General features: G+C 68.5%; 21 protein-coding genes and 2 tRNA genes. 6 read left to right on the top strand and 17 right to left on the bottom strand.

Annotated elements, in window-relative coordinates:
* Positions 1 to 163: 163 nt before the first annotated feature.
* From lnt to SVA_RS02800, 15 genes are all read right to left on the bottom strand, one after another.
* Positions 164 to 1,702, bottom strand: a complete 1,539-nt coding sequence (gene lnt, locus SVA_RS02865; protein ID WP_096458528.1) for an apolipoprotein N-acyltransferase — start codon at positions 1,700 to 1,702, stop codon at positions 164 to 166.
* A 130-nt stretch (positions 1,703 to 1,832) separates the two neighbouring features.
* Positions 1,833 to 2,714, bottom strand: coding sequence for an HlyC/CorC family transporter (locus tag SVA_RS02860; RefSeq protein WP_096458524.1), 882 nt, complete (start codon positions 2,712 to 2,714; stop codon positions 1,833 to 1,835).
* 18 nt (positions 2,715 to 2,732) lie between these two features.
* The gene (gene ybeY / locus SVA_RS02855; RefSeq protein WP_096458521.1) at positions 2,733 to 3,182 is read right to left on the bottom strand and encodes an rRNA maturation RNase YbeY; all 450 of its coding nucleotides are present in this window, start codon (positions 3,180 to 3,182) and stop codon (positions 2,733 to 2,735) included.
* A complete protein-coding gene (locus tag SVA_RS02850) occupies positions 3,179 to 4,168 on the bottom strand; it encodes a PhoH family protein (protein WP_096458518.1) in 990 nt (329 codons plus the stop codon). The genes ybeY and SVA_RS02850 overlap by 4 nt, the downstream gene beginning before the upstream one ends.
* Before the next feature lie 70 nt (positions 4,169 to 4,238).
* Entirely contained in the window at positions 4,239 to 5,687 is a 1,449-nt protein-coding gene (miaB, locus tag SVA_RS02845) for a tRNA (N6-isopentenyl adenosine(37)-C2)-methylthiotransferase MiaB (RefSeq protein WP_096458515.1), read from the bottom strand.
* Between the two features lie 90 nt (positions 5,688 to 5,777).
* Positions 5,778 to 5,939: a hypothetical protein gene (locus SVA_RS19655; RefSeq protein WP_169923942.1), complete on the bottom strand. Its 162-nt coding sequence runs from the start codon at positions 5,937 to 5,939 to the stop codon at positions 5,778 to 5,780.
* A gap of 138 nt (positions 5,940 to 6,077) precedes the next feature.
* A tRNA-Met gene (locus SVA_RS02840) sits at positions 6,078 to 6,154 on the bottom strand.
* Positions 6,155 to 6,208: 54 nt separating this feature from the next.
* Positions 6,209 to 7,300: a redox-regulated ATPase YchF gene (gene ychF / locus SVA_RS02835; protein WP_096458512.1), complete on the bottom strand. Its 1,092-nt coding sequence runs from the start codon at positions 7,298 to 7,300 to the stop codon at positions 6,209 to 6,211.
* Positions 7,301 to 7,398: 98 nt separating this feature from the next.
* The gene (gene pth, locus SVA_RS02830) at positions 7,399 to 7,983 is read right to left on the bottom strand and encodes an aminoacyl-tRNA hydrolase (protein WP_197703342.1); all 585 of its coding nucleotides are present in this window, start codon (positions 7,981 to 7,983) and stop codon (positions 7,399 to 7,401) included.
* Positions 7,984 to 7,989: 6 nt separating this feature from the next.
* Positions 7,990 to 8,700, bottom strand: coding sequence for a 50S ribosomal protein L25/general stress protein Ctc (locus SVA_RS02825; protein WP_096458509.1), 711 nt, complete (start codon positions 8,698 to 8,700; stop codon positions 7,990 to 7,992).
* Positions 8,701 to 8,854: 154 nt separating this feature from the next.
* Complete coding sequence (locus tag SVA_RS02820; protein WP_169924203.1) at positions 8,855 to 9,790, bottom strand: ribose-phosphate diphosphokinase; 936 nt, start codon at positions 9,788 to 9,790, stop codon at positions 8,855 to 8,857.
* 159 nt (positions 9,791 to 9,949) lie between these two features.
* Positions 9,950 to 10,024: transfer RNA gene (locus tag SVA_RS02815), tRNA-Gln, on the bottom strand.
* Between the two features lie 249 nt (positions 10,025 to 10,273).
* On the bottom strand, positions 10,274 to 11,119 hold the full coding sequence (ispE, locus tag SVA_RS02810) for a 4-(cytidine 5'-diphospho)-2-C-methyl-D-erythritol kinase (RefSeq protein WP_096458504.1): 846 nt from the start codon (positions 11,117 to 11,119) through the stop codon (positions 10,274 to 10,276).
* On the bottom strand, positions 11,116 to 11,757 hold the full coding sequence (lolB, locus tag SVA_RS02805; RefSeq protein ID WP_169923941.1) for a lipoprotein insertase outer membrane protein LolB: 642 nt from the start codon (positions 11,755 to 11,757) through the stop codon (positions 11,116 to 11,118). The genes ispE and lolB overlap by 4 nt, the downstream gene beginning before the upstream one ends.
* The gene (locus SVA_RS02800) at positions 11,754 to 13,496 is read right to left on the bottom strand and encodes a tetratricopeptide repeat protein (RefSeq protein ID WP_096458501.1); all 1,743 of its coding nucleotides are present in this window, start codon (positions 13,494 to 13,496) and stop codon (positions 11,754 to 11,756) included. Before SVA_RS02800 ends, lolB begins: the two co-directional genes overlap by 4 nt.
* 144 nt (positions 13,497 to 13,640) lie before the next feature.
* Between SVA_RS02800 and SVA_RS02795 the strand changes: the two genes are divergently transcribed.
* The 6 genes from SVA_RS02795 to SVA_RS02770 all read left to right on the top strand — a co-directional run bounded on the left by SVA_RS02795 (position 13,641) and on the right by SVA_RS02770 (position 20,147).
* Entirely contained in the window at positions 13,641 to 15,344 is a 1,704-nt protein-coding gene (locus SVA_RS02795; protein WP_096458498.1) for a carbon starvation CstA family protein, read from the top strand.
* A 60-nt stretch (positions 15,345 to 15,404) separates the two neighbouring features.
* Positions 15,405 to 16,658, top strand: coding sequence for a glutamyl-tRNA reductase (gene hemA / locus SVA_RS02790; RefSeq protein ID WP_096458495.1), 1,254 nt, complete (start codon positions 15,405 to 15,407; stop codon positions 16,656 to 16,658).
* A 5-nt stretch (positions 16,659 to 16,663) separates the two neighbouring features.
* Positions 16,664 to 17,740, top strand: coding sequence for a peptide chain release factor 1 (gene prfA / locus SVA_RS02785; protein ID WP_096462799.1), 1,077 nt, complete (start codon positions 16,664 to 16,666; stop codon positions 17,738 to 17,740).
* Positions 17,741 to 17,748: 8 nt separating this feature from the next.
* Complete coding sequence (gene prmC / locus SVA_RS02780) at positions 17,749 to 18,597, top strand: peptide chain release factor N(5)-glutamine methyltransferase (protein ID WP_096458492.1); 849 nt, start codon at positions 17,749 to 17,751, stop codon at positions 18,595 to 18,597.
* A gap of 70 nt (positions 18,598 to 18,667) precedes the next feature.
* On the top strand, positions 18,668 to 19,315 hold the full coding sequence (locus tag SVA_RS02775; RefSeq protein WP_096458488.1) for a hypothetical protein: 648 nt from the start codon (positions 18,668 to 18,670) through the stop codon (positions 19,313 to 19,315).
* 64 nt (positions 19,316 to 19,379) lie between these two features.
* Positions 19,380 to 20,147 (top strand): HesA/MoeB/ThiF family protein, encoded by a 768-nt coding sequence (locus SVA_RS02770; RefSeq protein ID WP_096458485.1) that lies wholly within the window; start codon positions 19,380 to 19,382, stop codon positions 20,145 to 20,147.
* Positions 20,148 to 20,170: 23 nt separating this feature from the next.
* Here the strand turns inward: SVA_RS02770 and slmA are convergent, their stop codons facing one another.
* Both slmA and SVA_RS02760 read right to left on the bottom strand, forming a co-directional pair.
* Entirely contained in the window at positions 20,171 to 20,782 is a 612-nt protein-coding gene (slmA, locus tag SVA_RS02765) for a nucleoid occlusion factor SlmA (protein WP_096458482.1), read from the bottom strand.
* Between the two features lie 17 nt (positions 20,783 to 20,799).
* On the bottom strand, positions 20,800 to 21,072 hold the full coding sequence (locus SVA_RS02760; RefSeq protein ID WP_096458479.1) for a hypothetical protein: 273 nt from the start codon (positions 21,070 to 21,072) through the stop codon (positions 20,800 to 20,802).
* Positions 21,073 to 21,086 lie beyond the last annotated feature (14 nt).

Here is a 21,086-nt window from a genome sequence, read left to right as displayed (position 1 = left end):
CGCCATGAAGCGGGAGGGGCGGCGGGACCGACACGCGCCGCGAGCGTCGTGGGAATGGGCTCCTCTACCCTCGCCTGCTTGTTATTGCGGCACCCGTGACCGGGTGCTCGAACTCAAACATCTTACTGGAAAGGTTTGACGGAAGGCACTACAACCGCTCGAATCACAAGGATTCCTTCGCGGACCACGCGCCGGCGCGCCAGCGCCATCCGAAGGCGCCGAGCGCGAGCAGCCCGGCGACGATGACGACCGGCCAATTACCGCGTTGCGCGTAGGGGGTTGCGCCGTGCATCGGCTGCACGTCCGACACGAGCGTGTGCGCGACGAACTGCGGCGAGCGCGCGATCACGCGACCGCGGTGATCGATCACCGCCGAGGGTCCGGTGTTCGCGGCGCGCAGCATCGCGCGTCCCGACTCGAGCGCGCGCAGACGGGCCATCTGCAGGCGCTGATGCGGCGCCAGCGAGTCGCCGAACCACGCATCCTCGCTCACGTTCGCGAGCAGCGTCGCCTCGGGAAGCATCCGAATGACCTCCTCGCCGAACGCGTCCTCGTAGCACACCGAGACGCCGATGCGTTGTCCCGCCGCCGGCAAGGGTGACTGACCCGGGGCGCCTGCGCTGAAGTTGGACATGGGTATCTGCAGGTGCTCGATCAGCCAGCCGAAGAGCCCGGGCCAGGGCAGGAACTCTCCGAAGGGCACCAGGTGCCGCTTGCGATAATTGGACTTGCCGCTTCCCACGGTCACCACGCTGTTGTAGTACGAGCGCGCATCCGTGCCGCGCTCGACCACGCCGAAGAGGAAATCGGCGGCGCGCGTCTGCGCGATCTGCTCGAGGCGCGGCACCAGCCCCGGGCCGAGCTCGTCGAGATAGCCGGGCACGGCCGCCTCGGGCCAGACGATCAGATCGACCTTCGGCGCCTGCTCGCTCATCTGCACGTAGCGGTCGACGATCGCCTGGCGCGAGTCGGGCCGCCACTTCGAGGCGAGCGGCACGTTCGCCTGCACGAGCGCGACGCGCAGCGGCTCCCCCGCCGGGCGCACCCAATCGACCTGCCCCGCAAACCAGCCGAGAACCCACACGACGAGCAGCATCGGCAGGTAGGCGCGCAGCGCCCGAGGCCGATCAAGCCAGGCGGCGGCGATGAGGCCGGCCGAGACCGCGGCCGCGAACGTGACGCCGTACACGCCCGCCCACGGCGCGTAGCCCGCGAGCGGGCTGTCGACCTGGCTGTAGCCGAGGTTGAGCCACGGGAAGCCGCTGAGGAACCAGCCCCGCATCCACTCCAGGAGCGCCCAGAGCGCCGGCACGGCGAGCGTCCACCGAAGCGCTGCGGGCGCACCGCGCAGGCGGGCCTGCAATGCGCCGAGCGACGCCGGATAGAGCGCCATGCCCGCTACGAACAGCACGACGGCGAATGCCGCGAGCGGCACCGGCATGTTGCCGTAGGTATGGAGGCTCACGTAGACCCAGGAGACACCGACACCGAAGAGGCCGAGTCCGTAAAGAAAACCGCGCCAGGCGGCGCGGCGCGGCGTGGCGTGGTCCCATGCGACGAACAGCACGGCGGGCGCGAGCACGCCGAGCGGAAAGAGGCCGAACGGCGCGAAACCGAGCGTGGTGGCGACCCCGGCCAGAAGCGCCGCGACATCGGCGCGAGCGCGCGCCGTCCGCACGAAGCGGTCGGTCGTCACTCGCATGGGGGATGCGCGGCCGGACATGTCCCGCGTTCGACCGCGCGCGCCACGCCGGGTTCGTGGCTCGGCGTGCACGTCGGGAGGCTCAAAGGATCTTCCGCGAAGAAGCGCGCGTGAAGTGGCGCGGGCGCGGCTACTCGGCGGCCTGATCGGCGCCGGAGGCGCGCGACACCTTGAGCAGATGCACCCGTCGGCTGTCCGCGCGCAGCACCTCGAACTGAAGACCGTCGATGCGCGTGCGCTCGCCGCGGCGCGGCAGGTGCCCCAGGCTCGTCAGCACCAGGCCTCCGATCGTATCGATCGACTCGTCGCTGAACGACGTCTTGAAGTGCGCGTTGAAATCGGCCAGCGGAGTCAGCGCCTTCACCACGTATTCGCCGTTCTCGCGCGGCATGATCATGGTGTCCTCGTCGATGTCGTACTCGTCGGCGATCTCGCCCACGATCTGCTCGAGCACGTCTTCGATGGTCACGAGCCCCGCCACCCCGCCGTACTCGTCCACGACAATGGCCATGTGGTTGCGGTTCGCCTTGAACTCCCGCAGCAACACGTTGAGGCGCTTGCTCTCCGGCACGAACACCGCGGGCCGCAGCATGTCGTGCAGGTTGAACTGGGCACGGCGCTTCTTGTCGAGCTGGAAGTAGCGCAGCAGGTCCTTGGCAAGCAGTATGCCCACCACCTTGTCCTTGTCGCCGTCCACCATCGGAAAACGCGAGTGGCCCGATGCGATCACGGCCGGGAGGTAGGTCTCCGGGGGGTCGTTGCGATCGACCACGTCCATCTGCGCGCGCGGCACCATGATGTCGCGCACCTTCATCTCGGAGACCTGGAACACGCCCTCGATCATGTCGAGCGAGTCCCGGTCGATGACGCCGCGCTCGGTCGCGTCGCGCAGGATGTCGATCAGTTCCTCGCGCGAGCCCGGCTCGCCCAGCAGGGCCTGGCTGATGCGGTCGAGGAGCGAGCGGTGACCGCCGTCCTCGTGACTACTTCGGCTTTCGTCGGATCGGTTCATTCGTTGACAGCAGTGAGCTCAGGCGTACGGGTCGGAATAGCCGAGCCGCCGGAGGACCGCCGCTTCCCTGCGCTCCATGAGCGCGGCCTCGCGCCGCGTCCGGTGATCATAACCGCGAAGATGCATTATACCGTGCACCACCATATGCGCCCAATGCGCCCGGGGGCTTTTTCCCTGGTTGCGCGCCTCCCGGGCAACCACCGGGGCGCAGATGACGAGATCGCCGAGCAGGTCGGTGCGCGCGCCCGGCGGGGCCTCGAAAGGAAACGACAGCACGTTCGTCGAGCCCGCCTTGCCCCGGTAGCGCGCGTTGAGCGCGGCGCTCTCTCGCTCGTTCACGATTCGCACGCCGATCGCGACCGCGCGGCGCCTCAGACCCGCGAGCGCCGCCTGCGCCCACCGCGCGAGCGTGCGGCGGCCGGGCGCCGGTCGCTGCGACGCGTAGTCGACGCGCAGTCGGACGTTCATCCGGAGGGCTTGTCGTCACCGTCGGCGCGCCCGTAGGCCTCGTAGGCCTCCACGATCTTCTGCACCAGCGCGTGGCGCACTACGTCCTGCGGAATGAACTGCGTGAACGCGATGCCCTCGACCCCGCCGAGGATCTCCATCGCCTGCTTGAGCCCCGAAGTCTGGCCGCGTTTCAGATCGATCTGTGTGATGTCCCCCGTGACCACCGCCGTGGTCCCGAAGCCGATGCGCGTCAGGAACATCTTCATCTGCTCGGCGGTCGTGTTCTGCGCCTCGTCGAGGATGATGAACGACTCGTTCAGCGTACGCCCGCGCATGTACGCGAGCGGCGCGATCTCGATCACGCCCTTCTCGAGCAGCCGCTGCACCTTCTCGAAGCCGTACATCTCGTGCAGCGCGTCGTAGAGCGGCCGCAGGTACGGATCGATCTTCTCCTCCAGCGCGCCGGGGAGGAAGCCGAGGCGTTCGCCGGCCTCCACCACCGGGCGCACGAGCACGATGCGCTGGACGCGCCCCGCCTCCAAAGCCTCGACGGCGCACGCGACACCGAGGTACGTCTTGCCGGTGCCCGCCGGCCCGATCCCGAAGTTGATGTCGTGCGTGAGGATGCTGCGTACGTACTGGCGCTGGCGGGGGCCCCGCGGGCGCACCACGCGTTTGGGCGTGCGCAGGTCGGTTTCGGGCTCCGCCTCCTCCGCCTCCGCCGCCGGCATGACGGCGTGCTGGAGGGCCGCGTGCACGCCGGCGAGCGTCAGCGGTTCATCCTCCCCGGTCGCCTCGTAGAGCGACCGGATGACGCTCTCGGCGCGGCGGCTCCTGTCCGCGGGGCCGGTCACGCGGAAACCGTTGCCTCGGTTCGCGATCTCGACCCCGAGATACTCCTCGATCTGGCGCAGGTGTTCGTCGTGGCGGCCACACAGACTCGCCAACCGGCGGTTATCGGCGGGGGAAAGGCTGAATTCGACGCGCTTAAGCTTGGCGCTCAACTCGGGCTGGGGCGACGGACCGTGTGGCAAACGGACATGTCCCGAAGTAGACAGAAATCGAAAAGCCGAATCAAGCCGGCTCGGACCGTTCCCGATCCGGACGGGCGAGGCCGTCCCCGGGCGGACAGGCGGTCGCCGCCAGCTTCGGATCCTGTGGGGTTGCGTGACCCTGTCGGCCGGCCCGCGAGGAGGGCGGCCCGCAAAGCCGCCCGCGCAGCGAGTTGGGCATGGCCTCCAGGATAGCCACGTCGACGAACCGCCCGATGAGTTCGCGGTCTTCGGCCTCGAAGTTCACCACGCGATTGTTCGCGGTCCGGCCCGAGAGGCGCCCCTGCCCGCGCGGGGCAACTCCCTCGACGAGGATCCGCTGGCGGGTCCCCACCATGCGCCGGCCGGCGCGCGCGGCCAGTTCCGCGACCCGCCGTTGCAACCGCACGAGCCGATGCTGCTTGATTCCGAGGGGAACCGGATCAGGCAGGTCCGCGGCCGGGGTGCCCGGCCGGGGGCTGTAGAGGAAGCTGAAGGCGCCGTCGAACTCCACCTCCTCGATGAGCCGCATCGTCGCCGCGAAGTCGGCCTCGGTCTCGCCCGGGAAACCGACGATGAAGTCGCTGGTCAGCGAGATGTCCGGCCTTGCCGAGCGCAGCCGGCGGATCTTCTGTTTGTATTCGAGCGCGGTGTGCCCGCGCTTCATGAGGGTCAGGATGCGATCGGAGCCGCTCTGCACGGGCAGATGCAGCTGTCCGGCGAGCTTGGGGACGTCCGCGAAGGCAGCGATCAGGCGATCGTCGAATTCGAGCGGGTGCGAGGTCGTGAAGCGGATGCGGCCGATGTCCTCGATCTCGGCGATATACCGGATGAGGAGCGCCAGGTCCCCGATCCGGCCGTCGTGCATCGCGCCGCGGTAGGCGTTGACGTTCTGGCCCAGGAGCGTCACCTCGCGCACGCCCTGCGCAGCCAGCGCCGCCACCTCCGCAAGGACGTCGTCGAACGGCCGCGAGAACTCCTCGCCCCGGGTGTACGGCACCACGCAGAACGTGCAGTACTTGCTGCAACCCTCCATCACCGAAACAAAGGCGCGCACGCCGTCCGCGCGGGGTTCGGGCAGCCGGTCGAATTTCTCGATCTCGGGGAACGAGACGTCCACGGCGGGGCGGCGCCGGGTCAGCGTGAGGGCGAGCATCTCGGGCAGCCGGTGCAGCGTCTGCGGGCCGAACACCAGGTCCACGTAGGGCGCCCGGCGCACGATGGCTTCCCCCTCCTGGCTCGCCACGCACCCGCCGACGCCGATCACCACGCCGGGCCGCGCCTCCTTATAAAGACGCCACATCCCGAGCTGGCTGAAGACCTTTTCCTGGGCCTTTTCCCGGACGGAACAGGTGTTGAGCAGAAGGACATCGGCCTCCGCCGGATCGGCCGTGACGACCAGGTCGTGCGAGGCCGCGAGCAGATCCGCCATGCGGGCGGAGTCGTACTCGTTCATCTGGCACCCGAAGGTCTTGATGTAGAGCTTGCGCACGGCGGACGAAATTCTGCCCGGCCGGCAGGGCGAATGCCAGGCAAAAAAAAGCGCGGGCGGTTTTTCCCGCCCGCGCCTGCCTGCCGCCTTTCAGCGTCCGGCCTTGTCTCCGATGCGCGGCCCGATTCCCATGAGCAGCGCGACCACCGACAGCGCGAAGATCAGAAGAGCGTTTTCGAGACGCACCGGGTTGGACGAGGCCAGGAAGGTGACCAGCGAAGGCGTTGCGACCCACAAACCCAGTTTCAACATCTTTCCTCCTGGAAAACGGCACGCTCCGCATGCCGCCTACATCAGGAATTGTGGTCTCTGGAAGCCGGGTCGCAAGCCACACCCGATGTAAGGTCACGTGCAAGCGACGAAACGGGCACGAAGGCAGGAGGAAAGGACTGGTGGCTATGGGCGGGATCGAACCGCCGACCTCAGCATTATGAGTGCCGCGCTCTAACCAGCTGAGCTACATAGCCATATTCGACAGGAGGGGGCGGATTTTCGAGGGGGCTCCCCGACAAGTCAAGGCGTCAGACGTTGAACCGGAAATGCATCACGTCCCCGTCCTGGACGCGATAGTCCTTTCCTTCCAGCCGGAGCTTGCCCGCCTCCCGGGCGCCGGACTCGCCGCCCGCGCGCAGGTAATCGTCGTAAGCGATGACTTCCGCCCGTATGAAACCGCGCTCGAAATCCGTGTGAATCACCCCGGCGGCCTGCGGGGCGGCGGAGCCGGCCCGTACTGTCCAAGCCCGTACCTCCTTGGGACCGACCGTGAAGAACGTGATGAGGCCCAGGAGCGCGTAGCCGGCCCGAATGACGCGGTCGAGCCCGGCCTCCTCGAGCCCCATGTCGGCCAGGAATGCCTGCCGCTCCTCGCCCTCGAGGTCCGCCAGCTCGGCCTCGATCGCCGCGCTCACCGGCACCACGACCGCGCCCTCGGCCTCGGCGATGGCGCGCACCTCGTCGAGAAGCGGATTGTCGCGAAATCCGGTTTCGCTCACGTTCGCGATGTACATCGTCGGCTTGTCGGTCAGCAGGCAGAGCGGTTTGAGCATCTGCCGCTCCTCCGTGCCCAGATCGAGGGCGCGCAACGGCGCGCCGGAGTTCATGTGACTCCGCACGCGCTCGAGCAGTTCACGCATCCTGATATCGTCTTTCGAGCCGCTCTTCGCGCGCGCCGACGCACGGCTCCAGGCCTTTTCCACCGTGTCGAGATCGGCGAGCGCGAGCTCGGTCTCGATCGTCTCGATGTCGGACCGCGGGCTCACCCGGCCCGCGACATGCGTGACGTTCGGGTCCTCGAAGCAGCGCACGACGTGCGCGATCGCGTCGACCTCGCGGATATGGGCGAGAAACTTGTTGCCCAGCCCCTCGCCTTTCGACGCGCCCGCGACGAGTCCGGCGATATCGACGAACTCGATGGTCGTCGGAAGGATCTTCTCGGGCTTCGCGAGCTCCGCGAGCCGCTTCAGCCGCGGGTCCGGCACCTCGACGATGCCGACGTGGGGATCGATGGTGCAGAAGGGATAATTGGCCGACGGCACGCCGGCGCGCGTCAGCGCATTGAAGAGAGTGGACTTGCCGACGTTCGGCAGCCCTACGATCCCGCACTTGAAACCCATTTTCTAACCTGGTGACCGTGAGAGTGATTCGTCGTTCGTGACAGGCGGCCGGACTCTGGTCAGCCGTCACCCGTCATTCCGTTACTGCGCTCGGCACATCACTTTCCGAGCCTGTGCAGGCTGTTCATCACTTTCTGGTACTGCCCCTGGACGATATCGCCGATGTGGTCCTTGGCCGCCGCGATCGCCTCGTCGATGAGCGACTGCTCGGCGACCGGCGGCCGCCGCAGCACGTATGAGACGACCTGCGCCGCCGAACCCGGGTGCCCCACGCCGATGCGCAGGCGGAGGAACTCCGGCGAACCGAGTTGCTCGATGACGTCGGTCAGGCCGTTGTGGCCGGCCGCGCCGCCGCCCCATTTCAGGCGCACGGCCCCGGGCGGCAGGTCGATCTCGTCGTAGGCCACGAGAATCTGCCCGACCGGAATCTTGTAGTAGCGCGCGAAGCGCGAGACGGCCTCCCCGCTGTGGTTCATGAAAGTCATGGGGGCGAGCAGCCAGACCTCGCTGCCGCCGATCCGCAGGCGTGCCGCCTCGGCCGTGAACCGCGATTCGGGACGCCGGCGCTCCCCGCTGTCCGCCAGGAGGGCGTCCAGAAAACGGAACCCGGCGTTGTGCCGGGTTTCCGCGTACTCGGGGCCCGGGTTGCCGAGCCCCACGATGAGGGAGATGCCCGAGGACACAGCCTCTTACTTGCCCTCCTTCTTGCCCTCCGGCTTCTTGGCCTCGGCTGCGGCCGGGGCGGCCGCCGGAGCCGCGCCCGCGGCAGGCGCAGCCGCCGCTTCCGGGGCCGCCGCCGCGGCCGGCGCTTCCTCGACCTCCTCGCGCACGGCCGTAATGGCGGCGACCGCCAGGTCGTCGCCGCCGTGGGCGAGGCTCGTGATCTGCACGCCCTCCGGCAGCTTGAGGTCGGAGAGGTGCACCGACTCGTTCAGGTTGATGTTCGACATGTCGACCTCGAGGAATTCGGGCAGCTGGTGCGGCAGGCAGGTCACGTCCACCTCGGTCATCAAGTGGCTCACGATACCGCCCTGCTGCTTCACGCCCGGCGCCACGTCCTGTCCCACGAAGTGGAGCGGCACGCTCATGTGGATCTTCTCGGTCGCGCTGATGCGCTGCAGGTCGACGTGCAGGACCTGCGGTTTGAACGGATGCATCTGGTAGTCGCGCAGGATCGCCTGGTCGGTCGCGCCGTCCAGCTTGAGGCTGAGGATCGAGGTATGGAACGCCTCGGCGCGCAGGTTGTGGTACATCGCGTCGTGCTCGAACGCGACCATGACGGGTTCTTTGCCGGCACCGTACACGATGCCCGGTACTTTACCGCCACGGCGGAGGCGGCGGCTCGCACCGGTGCCCTTGCCCGACCGTGGTTCGGCGTTCACTTCGAACTTCGTAGCCATGTTGATCTCCTGGTTTGAAATGCCGCCACCGGACTCGCGACCAAGTACGCGGTGGCTTCGTTTGCCCCTCACCCGCCCCTGCGATCGGAGAGCAAGGCAAGGAACCCTCACCCCATCCCTCTCCCGCTGGGCGGGAGAGGGGGAGCAGGTAGAACTAATCCATAAATAAGGAGCTGATGGAATCCTCTTCGGCGATGCGGCGCATGGACTCGGCGAGCAGCTCCGCCACGCTCAGCTGTCGGATCCGCGGGCAGGCCTTGGCCTCGGGGCTCAGCGGAATCGTGTCCGTGACGACGAGCTCGTCGAGCTCGGAGCCTTCGATGCGCTGGACCGCCCTTCCCGACAGGACGGGGTGCGTGCAGTAGGCGAGCACCTTGCGGGCACCGTGGCTCTTCAGGGCCGAGGCGGCCTCGCACAGCGTCCCCGCGGTGTCGACCAGGTCGTCCATCAGGATACAGGTACGCCCCCGCACCTCACCGATGATGTGCATCACCTTCGCCTCGTTCGGCCGCGGCCGGCGCTTGTCGATGATGGCGAGATCCGCTTCGAGATGCTTGGCCATCGCGCGTGCGCGGACGACGCCCCCCACGTCGGGCGACACGACCAGCAGGTCCTCGTACTCGTGCCGCCAGATGTCGCCGAGCAGGATCGGCGAGGCGTAGATGTTGTCCGTCGGGATGCTGAAGAAGCCCTGGATCTGGTCAGCATGCAGGTCCATGGTCAGCACCCGGTTCGCGCCGGCGGTCTGGATCATGTCGGCGACGAGCTTGGCGGTGATCGCGACACGCGCAGTGCGCGGCCGGCGATCCTGCCGCGCGTACCCATAATAAGGTATGACGGCGGTGATGCGCCGTGCCGAGGAGCGCTTCACCGCGTCGATCAGGATGAGCAGCTCCATCAGGTTGTCGTCCGCCGGCGCGCAGGTCGGTTGAACGAGGAACACGTCCTTGCCGCGTACGTGCTCCATGATCTCGACCATGATCTCGCCGTCCGAGAAGCGCCCGACCACCGCCTTGCCGAGCGGCAGCCCGAGATGGCGCACCACGAGGTCCGCGAGGGTCGGGTTCGCGTTCCCCGTGAAGACGATCATGTTGTCTAACGACACTGCTCTCCCCTCAAACAGCAACGCCGTCGAACGGGAACGACGGCGGCATTCGTAGATCCGGTCGGAGCGCCTGGATTGCGCCGTACGTCCGGTACGGCGCCCTTCGGCACCAATCTCAAAGGCCCGCGTGCGGGCCTTTGAGATTGGTTGGGGCGCCAGGATTCGAACCTGGGAATGCCGGAATCAAAATCCGGTGCCTTACCGCTTGGCGACGCCCCAGTAAGCCGGCGCACCCATGATACCGATTGGGGCGCCAGGATTGCTGGCCCCATCCCTGGGGCTCGCCCCTTTGGGGTCAGCGCGCCGTGCGCGCTGTCCAGAATCGCCCCCGGCGATTTTGTCGAACCCGGGAACGCCGGACAAATTCGCTTGGAGCGAATTTGCGCGTCAGCCCGACGCAGCGAGGGTTCGCCCCACGGATGGGGCGACCAATCAAAAACCGGTGCCTTACCGCTTGACGGCGCCCAGTCAGGAATCGCGGGTCAGGCTATATAAAGGATGCCGGTTCACGCCCCGCGCGACGAACCCGCCGTAGCCCGGCGGTGCCTCCTCGAGAATACGCCGCCCCGCGGCGGCGCTCGCAACCCTGACGTATACGCAGCCGCCCGACCCGGTCATACGCGCCTCGCCGTGAGCGGCGAGCCATCGAAGAGCGACGTCGACCTCGGGATACCGGCGGCGCACGATCGGCTCGAGATCGTTGCGCCCCTGCCCCGTTCGAAAGGCGCGTATTGTGATGGTGGGCCTATGGGGTGTCAATTCGCTGGCCGCGAACACCGACGCGGTCGAAACCTGCACCGGCGGGGCGACGACCAGATACCAGGCGTCCTCGAGCTCGAGTGGCGTCAGGATCTCGCCCACCCCCTCCGCCCAGGCGGATCGCCCGCCGATGAAAACCGGGACGTCCGCGCCCAGTTCGAGCCCGAGTCGCAGCAGCTCGGCGCGCCGCAAGCCCACGCCCCACAGCGCGTTCAGGGCGATGAGGGTCGTCGCGCAGTCGGAGCTTCCCCCGCCCAATCCCCCGCCGGCAGGCAGCCGCTTCTCGATGCCGATCCTGACCCCTCGCCGCACGCCGCACCGCTCCTTCAGCAGCCGTGCGGCACGCAGCGTGAGATCAGTCTCCTCGGGCACCCCCGGAACGGGCGCGGCCCGTCCTACGACACCGTCGGAGGTCACGCCGAAGCGGAGTTCGTCGCCGAAGTCGAGGAGCTGAAAGACGGTCTGCAGCAGGTGGTACCCGTCGGAACGTCGACCGACGACATGCAGGAAGAGGTTGAGCTTGGCCGGCGCCGGCCAGCGGTCGGGAAGGTTCACGAGTCGCGGGCCGCGAGCCGCCAGCTCTGGATCGCGAGCCGGACCTCCAGGCGGGGGTCTTCGGGCCCGGCTGCGGGCTCCGCCGGCAGCTCGCGACTGATGTAGAGGCGGCTGGGGAGCTCGTGCCCGGCGAATTCGGCGTAAGCGAGATACTCGATGTTCCAGCCGCGCTGCACGAGACGTTTCAATCTCCCGTGGGCGTCCAGCTCGCGGCGCGCCGGTACGTCGGGCAGCGGAAGCCCGCGCACCCAGTGATCGAGGCCGTCGAGCGGAACCTGCCAGCCGGTCGTGCGCGCGAGCAGCATGGTCGCGTCGGCTGCCTCGTAGACGCGCCTGGACGAGTCCGTCAGCCGTGCCCCGCCGTCATCCTCGGTGAGCCGCAGGTAACCGCCGCCGAACGGGCCCGTAAGGTCGAGGGCCTGCGCGCCGTCGCGGTGCAGCCAGCGCAGGCCCGCCTGCCAGCCCTCGCCCGGCGCGCGCAGGGCCACGCGTCCGCGGAGCTCCCACACGGTGAGGGCGACGAGCTCCGCGCGGCGCGCGGCGAACAGCGCTTCGGGGTCTCCGGGCGGGGCGGGCTCGGGCAGGCTCGCGCATCCCGCAAGGAAAGCGGCGGCGAGCCAGAACGCCCGGATTCTCACGGCATGAATTTCTTGATGACGTCCCGCAGCGCTTCGCTCTCCGGCGTCTCGCGCAGCGCGCGCGTCCAGACGGAGCGAGCCTCGCTCCTGTCTCCGGCCACCCAGAGGACCTCTCCCAGATGGGCGGCGATCTCCGCGTCGTTGCGGATGGCGATGGCGCGCTTGAGGTATCTGATCGCCTCGACGTTGTTCCCGGTCCGGTACTGCAGCCAGCCCATGCTGTCGAGCACGAAGGGGTCGTCCGGCTTGAGCTCGAGCGCGCGGGCGAGATACTCCTGCGCCTCGGAGTAGCGGTCCGTACGGTCGGCGAGCGTATAGCCGAGCGCGTTGAGCGCGTTGACGTTCTGCGGGTCCTTCTGGAGGATCGTCCGCAGGTCCGATTCGACGAGGGGAAGCTTGTCGAGCTTCTCGGCGATCAGGGCGCGCGCGTACAGAAGATCCTTGTCTTCCGGCATGCGCTCCAGCGCACCGTTGAGCACCGTGAGCGCCTCGTCGTACCGCTTGGCGTCCCGCAGCATCTGTTCCTCGGCGAGCACCAGCTGCACGCGCTGCTGATCGTTCTCGGCATTGATCGCGCGCAGATGCTGGCGGGCCTTGCCGAGATCGCCCTGTTTGGCGGTCACGATGGCGAGCCGCGTCTGCGCCTCGAAGAAGCTCTCGCCCGCGCTCACTTCGCCGTACCAGCGCGCCGCCTCGCCGTAGCGCTTGCTCTGCTCCACCACCTGTCCCAGGTAGATGCGGGCCTGGTCGTTCTGGGGGCGCAGCTCGACGGTGCGCTCGAGAAAGCGCTCCGCCTCGTCCAGCCGGTTCGTCTGCAGCGCGAGAAGCCCCACGGCGTAGACGGCGTCGGCGTCCTCCGGCGCCTCCTCCGCGACCCGCTTGAACTCGTCGCGCGCCTTCTCCCACTGCTTTTGGTCGATCAGGTGGCGCGCGTAGTGCACCCGCACGTTGGTGGCGGACGGATACCGGCGCAGATAGTCCTCGTAGAAGGTCTGCGCCTTCGCGGCGTTCTTCTGGGAAACGAGGATGCGCGCCTTGAAGAGCGCGGCCTCCTCCCATTGCGGACGCAGCTCGAGCGCCCTGTCGACCGCCGTCCCGGCCACGTCGAGGTCGCCGTTACGCACCGCGAGGTGCGCGAGCGCGAAGTGCGCTGCCGCCACTTCCGGGTGCGATTCGACCAGCACCTGCATGGTCTGGACGCTCGCTCCGCGGCTCGAAGCGCGGCCGAGCACGGCCGCGATCCGCATGTATGCCTGCTCGAGGTTCGCGCGCGCCTGCTCGCTCGCGAGAATCTGCTCGAACTCCCGGCGCGCCTCGGCGGGGCGGCCGGTCTCGAGGTAGATGCTGGCGAGCGATTCGCGCGCATCCGCGCTGGCCGGCTTGAGCTCCACCCACAGCTGCGCGGCGGCAAGGGCGTCCTCGTACTGCTTCGCATAGAGAGCGGCGAGCGTCGCGCGCTCGGCGAGCCGCGGATCGCGGGTGCGGCGCGCGGCGCGGCTCAATGCCTGCGAGGCGACGCCGATCTCGCCGCGCTGACCGGCGATTTCGCCGAGCAGCACGTCGTAAAGCGTGTCCGCGTCCAGCGCGGCCCGCGGCAGGGACTCCTCGACCTTCGGGAACGCCTCGGGGCCGGCGGCGGCCTGGGCAACGGGTTCTTCGGCCTGGGGCACCGAGACGCAGGCGGCAAGGGCGCCGAGCAGGACGATCGTGAGCGGAAAACGCCGAGAGAAGTAACGCATCGAGGAACTCCGAATAGCGGCGCCCGAGTACCTGCGGGGCCGGGCAGCGAGATCGAGTCTCCAATAATCCGGCAAGCGGCGCAACCGCGTGCCCCGGGGTCTATGCTTTGTGTTTAAAATAATCGCACCCGAACGGCGGGCTCGATGAACTCACTTTTTCTTGTGATCGTCACGCTGGTGGCCTTCGCGTTCGGCTACCGCTTTTACGCGAAATGGCTGTCGCTCGACGTCTTTCAGCTTCAAAACAAGTATAGTACGCCCGCGCACACCCGCTTCGACGACCGGGACCACGTCCCGGCCCAACGCCACCTCCTCTTCGGTCATCACCTCGCCGCCGTCGCGGCAGGCGCGGTCTTCCTCGGTCCCGTCGTCGCGGCCGCCTGGGGATGGATTCCGGCCTTTCTCTGGATCGTCGCGGGCAGCGCCGTCGCCGCCGGCGTGTACGCGCTCGGGAGCTACTGGCTGGTCGTACGCCAACCGCTCACGCTCTGGGAGATCGCACGGTCGCTCATCGGCTCTTGGGGCGGCCCTGCGCTGATCGTTCTCGCCGTTCCCGTACTCCTTATACTGGCCGCCGCCGGCGCGGGATTCGTGGCATCGCTTCTCGCGGCCTATCCGACCGCTGCGCTGCCGCTCGCCGGCCTCGCGCTCGTCGCGGCCGCGCTCGGGACGTTCCTTCACGGAAGGCCCGAGATTACGCTCGCGCCGGCTTCGATCGCGGCTCTTCTGCTCGTCGTCATGCTTCTGTGGCTTTTCGACGCGACCAGCCTGGCCTTCACGGGCGCGCTCCAGCTTGACCTCGCGGGCGAGACGCTTTTCTCCGTCGATGCCGTCAGCGTCTGGCTCGTCGTCGTGCTGGGTTACGCCTTCTTCTCGGCCCGTGCGCCCGTCTGGCGGCTGATACGTCCCCGCGGCTACCTGACCGCGCTCCTGACCGGGTTTGCCCTGCTGGGCTTCTACGCCGGCATCGCGGTGGAGCAGCCCGCGCTCGTCGCTCCCCCGTTTCACGAGGCGCCCGATCGGCCGGGCGCGCTCCCCTGGTTATTCCTCGTCGTGAGCTCCGGGGCGCTTGCCGGCTTTCAGTTTCTGGTGATCCACGGGGTGACGGCGAGGCAGCTCCGGCGGGTCGGCGACGCACGTTTCGTGGGCTACGGCGGCGCACTGGCGGAAGGGCTGCTCGCCCTCACTGCGCTCCTGGTCGCGACGACCAGTTTCGCAGAGGCAGACACCTGGTCGAGCTACTTCCGCTCGGTGTCGGCGGCCAACGTCAGCGGCGTCTTCAAGCTTTACGTCGACGGATACGTCCGGATTGCGGCCGGCATCGGCCTCGACCCCGATTTTGCGCGCACCCTCGTCGTCACGGTTGCGGCCGGCCTTGCGCTTTCGACGGTCGAAGCGGCGATTCGCGCGCTCCATCGCCTCATTCCGGGCGCTACCGAAGCGGGTGACGCCAAGGGGGCGTCCCACCGGCTCGGCACGCGGTCGCTCTGGGCGGTGATCGCGGCGGTGGCGGTGCTGGCCCTGGCCGACGGCCACGGGCTCGGGGGCGTCGAGGCCTGGCCGCTTTTCGCCCCTCTCAATCTCTGGCTGGCGGCGCTCGTCCTGTGGCTCGTGGCCATGGCGCTTCGCGCCGGGGAGCTCCCGTTCGCTCCGGTTCTCGCCCTCGCCGGCGCCGCCAGTTTGATCGGGCTTTGGGCATCGGCCGCGCAACTGATCGCATGGTGGAGCGCGGGCGAAACCCTGTTTTTCGTGGCGGGCCTGCTGGCCACCTTGGTGTCGGCGGGCGCCATCGGCCGCTCGGCGCTCGCGCTGGCCGCCGATTACGGACTCCGCTTGCCCGGAACTTGACACCGCACCGGCTTGGGTCAAAATCCCGGCCGGAAAACCCCCGTCTTTTTAACCCCTTCGATGCATCTGATCGCCGTCGGCATCAACCACCACACCGCTCCCGTCTCGGTCCGGGAGAAGGCGGCGTTCGCTCCCGAAAAGCTGACCGAGGCGCTGCACGACGTGACCCGTCAGGTGGCCGGCGAGGCGGCGATTCTCTCCACGTGCAACCGCACCGAGCTCTACTGCGGGCTGGAGAACGGCGACGGGGAGCCGGTCATCGAATGGCTCTGCGAATATCACCGGCTGCGGCGGGCGGACATCCGCCCGTACGTCTACGAGCACCCGGATCAGGCGGCCGTGAAACACGCGTTTCGCGTGGCGGCCGGACTCGATTCGCTGGTGCTCGGCGAGCCCCAGATCCTGGGACAGATGAAGGAGGCCTTCGCCGCGGCCCACAAGGTCGGCGCGACCGGAAAGATACTGAACCGCCTCTTCCAGCAGACGTTCGCGGTCGCGAAGCAGGTGCGGACCGACACCGCCATCGGCGCGAGCCCGGTGTCCGTGGCGTCGGCGACCGTCATGCTGGCCAAGCGCATTTTCACGGATCTTTCCGAGCAGACGGTCCTCCTGATCGGCGCGGGCGACACGATCGAGCTTTGCGCGCGCCACCTCGCCGAGCAGCACGTCGGTCACGTGATCGTCGCGAACCGCACGGTCGAGCGCGCCCGCCTGCTCGCCGATCCCTTCGGGGCGGAAGCGATCTCGCTCGCCGAGCTCCCGGCGAGGCTTGCCGACGCCGATATCGTCATCTCCTCGACCGCGAGCCCGCTGCCCATCCTGGGCAAGGGTGCGGTCGAGAGCGCGCTCAAGGCCCGCAGGCACCGGCCGATGTTCATGGTCGACATCGCCGTGCCGCGCGATATCGAGCCGGAAGTCGGGGACCTCTCGGACGTTTACCTCTACACCGTGGACGATCTCAAGGACGTCGTGCAGGAGAACATGCAGTCTCGCGAGGCGGCCGCCCGCGAGGCCGAGCGCATCATCGAGGTGAAAGTCGTCGACTTCTGGCAATGGGTACGCTCGCTCGACGCGGTGCCCACCATCCGCGCGCTGCGCGAGACGACCGAGGCGCTGCGCGACGCCGAGGTGCGCCGCGCACGCCGCCGGCTCGCCCGGGGCGACGATCCCGAGGCCGTGCTCGAGCAGCTCGCCCGGGCGCTCACCAACAAGTTCACCCACGCGCCGACCGACGCCCTGAAGCGCGCCGATCACGACGGCAACGACGCCCTGCTCGACGCCGCCCGCCGGCTGTTCAACCTGAACGACGATTAGTGGCCATGAACCCGTCCATCCAGTCGCGGCTGGAGGGGTTGGCGCAGCGTTTCGACGAGCTCACCGCCCTCCTCGCCGATCCGAAGATCATCGGCAACACCGACCGGTTCCGGCAGCTTTCGCAGGAGTACGCCGAGCTGAACCCGCTCGTCGACCTCTACCGCGACTACCGGAACGTGAGCGAGGGGCTCGAGGCGGCGCGCGGCATGCTCGCGGATCCCGAGATGCGGGAGATGGCGGCCGAGGAGGTCGAGCAGGCGAGCGACCGTATGGCCGCGCTCGAGCGCGAGATGCAGGCGCTGCTGATCCCGAAGGACCCGAGCGACGAGCGCAGCGTGTTCCTCGAGATCCGCGCCGGCACGGGTGGCGACGAGGCCGCCCTGTTCGCCGGCGACCTCTTCCGCATGTACCACTATTACGCCCAGTCGAGACGCTGGGAGGTCGAGGTCGTGAGCTCGAACGCGGGGGAGCACGGCGGCTACAAGGAGATCATCGCCCGTGTCGCGGGCAAGGGCGCGTACGCGCGCCTGAAGTTCGAGTCGGGCGTGCACCGCGTTCAGCGCGTTCCCGAAACGGAGGCGCAGGGCCGAATCCACACGTCGACCTGCACCGTGGCGGTGCTGCCCGAGGCGGAGGAGATCGACTCGATCGACGTCAGTCCCGCCGACCTCAAGATCGACACCTTCCGCGCGAGCGGCGCCGGCGGCCAGCACGTCAACAAGACCGACTCGGCCATTCGCGTGACGCACCTGCCGACGGGAATCGTGGTCGAGTGCCAGGACGAACGGAGTCAGCACAAGAACCGTTCGCGCGCCCTCGCGATCCTCTCGGCCCGGCTGCTCGAGCAGGAGCGCCGCAAGCAGCGCGAGAAGGAGGCCGCGCACCGCAAGAGCCTGGTGGGCAGCGGCGACCGGTCCGAACGCATTCGCACCTACAACTTCCCGCAGGGGCGCGTCACCGATCACCGCATCAACCTCACCCTCTACAAGCTCGACCAGGTGATGGAAGGCAAGCTCGACGAGCTGATCGAGGCCCTCCGGGCCGCGGACCACGCGGAGCAGCTCGCCGCGCTCGCCTCCTGAACGTCGCCATGAGCGCCGGCGATTCCGTGCACGCCGCGCTGGCAGAAGCCACGTCTCTCCTCGCCGGAACCAGTCCCACCGCCCGGCTCGACGCCGAGACCCTCCTCGCGCACGCCAGCGCCATGAACCGCAACGATCTCGTCGTCCGCGCGCAGCGCCGGCTCGATACCGCGGTGCTCGCCCGCTTTCGGGACCTCGTCGAGCGGCGCGTCCGGGGCGAGCCGGTCGCCTACCTCACCGGCCGGCGCGAGTTCTGGTCGCTCGACCTCGAGGTCACGCCCGCGACGCTGATCCCGCGCCCGGAGACCGAGCTCCTGGTCGAGCGCGCCCTGCAGCGCCTCGACCCGGAACGCGAGGCGCTCATGGCGGATCTCGGGACCGGCTCGGGCGCCATCGCGCTCGCCGTGGCGCACGAGCGTCCGCGCGTGCGCGTCGTGGCGACCGATCGCTCGGCGTCCGCGCTCGCCGTCGCTCGCCGCAATGCCGCGCGCCTCGGCATCGTTAACGTCGAGTTTCGCGAGGGCGGCTGGTTGGCGCCGCTCGATGAGCTTCGCGTCGACCTCATCGTCAGCAATCCGCCGTACGTCGCGCTCGGCGATCCGCACCTCGGCGAAGGCGATCTGCGCTTCGAGCCCGTCGACGCCCTGGTCGCCGGTCCCGGCGGTCTCGAGGCGATTCGCCACATCGCGCGCAACGCCCGACACCACCTCCTGCCCGGCGGTCGTCTGATCCTGGAGCACGGTTACGACCAGGCGGACGCCGTGCGAGCGCTGCTCCGTGAATCCGGGTATCGCGGCGTGACCTCTCATCGCGATCTCGCGGGCGTCGAGCGGGTGACCGAAGGCGACGCGGACTGAAGGTGCTTTACTTTCGAACGGCAACTGCTATTAACCCGTTAACCTTTCCACCGTCCTCGAGGGAGCGTCGATGAAACGATTTCTGCCGTACGCCGTCGTCCTCACCGCGTTTGCCCTGCCGCTGTCGGCACATGCGGAGGGCTTTGCGCTCGGCGTGCGCGCGGGCACGCTCGGCGCCGGCGTCGAAGGCACGATCGGGCTGAGCGAGCGAATCAACCTCCGTCTGGGCGCGAACAGCTACACCTACAGCTACGACGAGACGATCGAGGACATCCGCTACGACGCCGACCTCGAGCTCAAGAGCGGCGCGCTCATCCTCGACTGGCACCCCTTCGCCGGTGCCTTCCGGGTGAGCGCAGGCATGTTGAGCAACAAGAACGGCGTCGACCTGACGGCGACGCCGACCGGGTCCGTGACCATCGGCGGGACGACCTACCCGTTCGGAACCGCCGGCACGCTGGACGGTGAGGTCCGTTTCAAGAGCGGCGCGCCGTTCGTGGCGCTGGGATGGGGTAACGCGGTCGCCGGCAACAAGGGCTTCGGCCTGAACTTCGAGATCGGCGCGGTCTTCCAGGGTTCGCCGGACGTGGAGCTCGCGTCGTCGAACCCGGCCGTCCCCCAGTCCGACCTCGATCAGGAGGAGCGCGAGATCGAAGACGACCTCGATAATTTCAAGGTCTACCCCGTCCTCTCTCTGGGCGTGTCCTATCGGTTCTGACGTACGCCCCGCGGCCGCCCGCCGGTGTCGTGCGCGCCGCGTCGTGCCGCCGTAGAATCGGTGCATGGACGACGCGGATCTCCTCCGTTACAGCAGGCACATCCTCCTCCCGCAGATCGGCATCGACGGGCAGCAGAAGCTGATCGATGGACGCGTGCTCGTCGTCGGCATGGGGGGCCTCGGTTCGCCCGTCGCGATGTACCTGGCCGCGAGCGGCGTCGGGCACCTGACGATCGTCGATCACGACCGGGTCGACCTGACGAACCTTCAGCGCCAGATCGTGCACGACAACGGGTCGGTCGGCACGGAGAAGGTCGAGTCCGCCGCGCGCCGGTTGTCGAGCCTCAACCCGCGCGTGCGCGTCACCGCCTTCAACCGGCAGCTCCGCGACGACGAGCTCGAGGAGCAGGCGCGAGCCGTGGATGTCGTGGTCGACACCACCGATAACTTTCCCGCGCGCTTCGCCATCAACCGCGCCTGCGTTCGGACGGGGCGTCCGCTGGTCTCGGGTGCGGTCACGCGGTTCGAGGGCCAGGTCGCCGTGTTCCGCCCGGATCTGCCGGACGGGCCCTGTTATCGCTGTCTGTACCACGAGAGCGAGGAGCCCGGAGAGCCGTGCGCGCAGTTCGGCGTGCTCGCGCCGGCCCCGGGCGTCATCGGCAGCCTGCAGGCCGTCGAGACCTTGAAGCTGCTGATGGGGATCGGCGAGACCCTCAGCGGCCGGATGCTGCTCATCGACGTGCTGCGGATGGAATGGCGCACGGTACGGCTGCGCAAGGATCCCGCCTGCCCGGTGTGCGGCGGCGTTCCCCGGGCTGCACACATGGCCTGAGCCCTTCTTGCGCGGCGCGGACCCTACGCCCTGGAGGCGGAGCTCGATGACGTGAACCGGAGTGCCCCGTGCAGGAGCGCCCACTGCGTCTCGAAGTCCGCCGCCGGCGAAACGGTGAAGTCGCTGCGCACGAAGCGGGCGACCCTGCCCTCGATGAAGGCGAGGAGCAGCGCGGCGGTGTCCGTCGGCGCCAGTCGCAGGTTCTCGTTCAGCTCCGCCTCGCGCAGTATCTGCCTCATCTGGGTTTCCAGGCGCTCGTAGATCTGGGAGGCCCGCCGGCGCAGCCTCTCGGTTTCGCCGACGAGGATGTCGCCGTACAGCAGACGCGCCATCCCGGGGTTCTTGTCGGCGAATCCGAGCACGAGGAAGAGGATTCCCTTCAGGCGGTGCAGCGCCTCGCGCTCCTCGGCGAGGATCCGGTTGATACGCGAGAACAGGGACTCCTCCACGAAGTCGAGGAGCGCCTCGAACATGCGCGCCTTGCCCGAGAAATGGCGGTAGAGTGCCGCCTCCGAAACGTCCATTGCGGCCGCCAGCTCCGCCGTCGTGACGCGCTCGCCGCGGCGCTCCTCCAGCATGCGCGCGAGCGTCTGCAGGATGAGCTCGCGGCGTTCCCCGGGTCGCGCTTTCGCCATGTCGCGGGTATGGGCCGCTACCCGCGCGAGCCGGCCAGAAGCTCCGCGTCGATGTCGCCGTCGTCTCCCTGGCTCACGCGGTAGCGGCCCCAGCAGTCGACCCGGCCGGCCACGCACCCGGCCCCTTCCATGATGACTTCCTCGAAGGACACCGAACAGAGCAGCGCGTCGCCGTCCCGGTCGAGGACCTCCACCCTCAGCGTCTCGGGATCCGGCCAGCCGTTCTGCGTGCAGAGCTCGGCCAGCCGCGGGGTTCGGGCGAAATAGTCTTCCAGCCTGCGTCGATCCATACGTCGCCTCCGGA

Source organism: Sulfurifustis variabilis, assembly GCF_002355415.1.
In the GTDB taxonomy this organism is placed as follows: domain Bacteria; phylum Pseudomonadota; class Gammaproteobacteria; order Acidiferrobacterales; family Sulfurifustaceae; genus Sulfurifustis; species Sulfurifustis variabilis.
This window is presented reverse-complemented; position numbering and strand designations above follow the sequence as displayed.

Bases quoted from the DNA above. Each gene is read 5' to 3' on its own strand.
- SVA_RS02760 (WP_096458479.1), bottom strand. From the start codon at position 21,072: ATGGATCGACGCAGGCTGGAAGACTATTTCGCCCGAACCCCGCGGCTG.
- prmC (WP_096458492.1), top strand. From the start codon at position 17,749: ATGAGCGCCGGCGATTCCGTGCACGCCGCGCTGGCAGAAGCCACGTCT.
- ybeY (WP_096458521.1), bottom strand. From the start codon at position 3,182: ATGAACGTCCGACTGCGCGTCGACTACGCGTCGCAGCGACCGGCGCCC.
- prfA (WP_096462799.1), top strand. From the start codon at position 16,664: ATGAACCCGTCCATCCAGTCGCGGCTGGAGGGGTTGGCGCAGCGTTTC.
- lnt (WP_096458528.1), bottom strand. From the start codon at position 1,702: ATGCGAGTGACGACCGACCGCTTCGTGCGGACGGCGCGCGCTCGCGCC.
- hemA (WP_096458495.1), top strand. From the start codon at position 15,405: ATGCATCTGATCGCCGTCGGCATCAACCACCACACCGCTCCCGTCTCG.
- SVA_RS19655 (WP_169923942.1), bottom strand. From the start codon at position 5,939: ATGTTGAAACTGGGTTTGTGGGTCGCAACGCCTTCGCTGGTCACCTTC.
- SVA_RS02770 (WP_096458485.1), top strand. From the start codon at position 19,380: ATGGACGACGCGGATCTCCTCCGTTACAGCAGGCACATCCTCCTCCCG.
- SVA_RS02825 (WP_096458509.1), bottom strand. From the start codon at position 8,700: ATGGCTACGAAGTTCGAAGTGAACGCCGAACCACGGTCGGGCAAGGGC.
- SVA_RS02800 (WP_096458501.1), bottom strand. From the start codon at position 13,496: ATGCGTTACTTCTCTCGGCGTTTTCCGCTCACGATCGTCCTGCTCGGC.
- SVA_RS02820 (WP_169924203.1), bottom strand. From the start codon at position 9,790: ATGATCGTCTTCACGGGGAACGCGAACCCGACCCTCGCGGACCTCGTG.
- slmA (WP_096458482.1), bottom strand. From the start codon at position 20,782: ATGGCGAAAGCGCGACCCGGGGAACGCCGCGAGCTCATCCTGCAGACG.
- ychF (WP_096458512.1), bottom strand. From the start codon at position 7,300: ATGGGTTTCAAGTGCGGGATCGTAGGGCTGCCGAACGTCGGCAAGTCC.
- SVA_RS02775 (WP_096458488.1), top strand. From the start codon at position 18,668: ATGAAACGATTTCTGCCGTACGCCGTCGTCCTCACCGCGTTTGCCCTG.
- SVA_RS02795 (WP_096458498.1), top strand. From the start codon at position 13,641: ATGAACTCACTTTTTCTTGTGATCGTCACGCTGGTGGCCTTCGCGTTC.
- SVA_RS02860 (WP_096458524.1), bottom strand. From the start codon at position 2,714: ATGAACCGATCCGACGAAAGCCGAAGTAGTCACGAGGACGGCGGTCAC.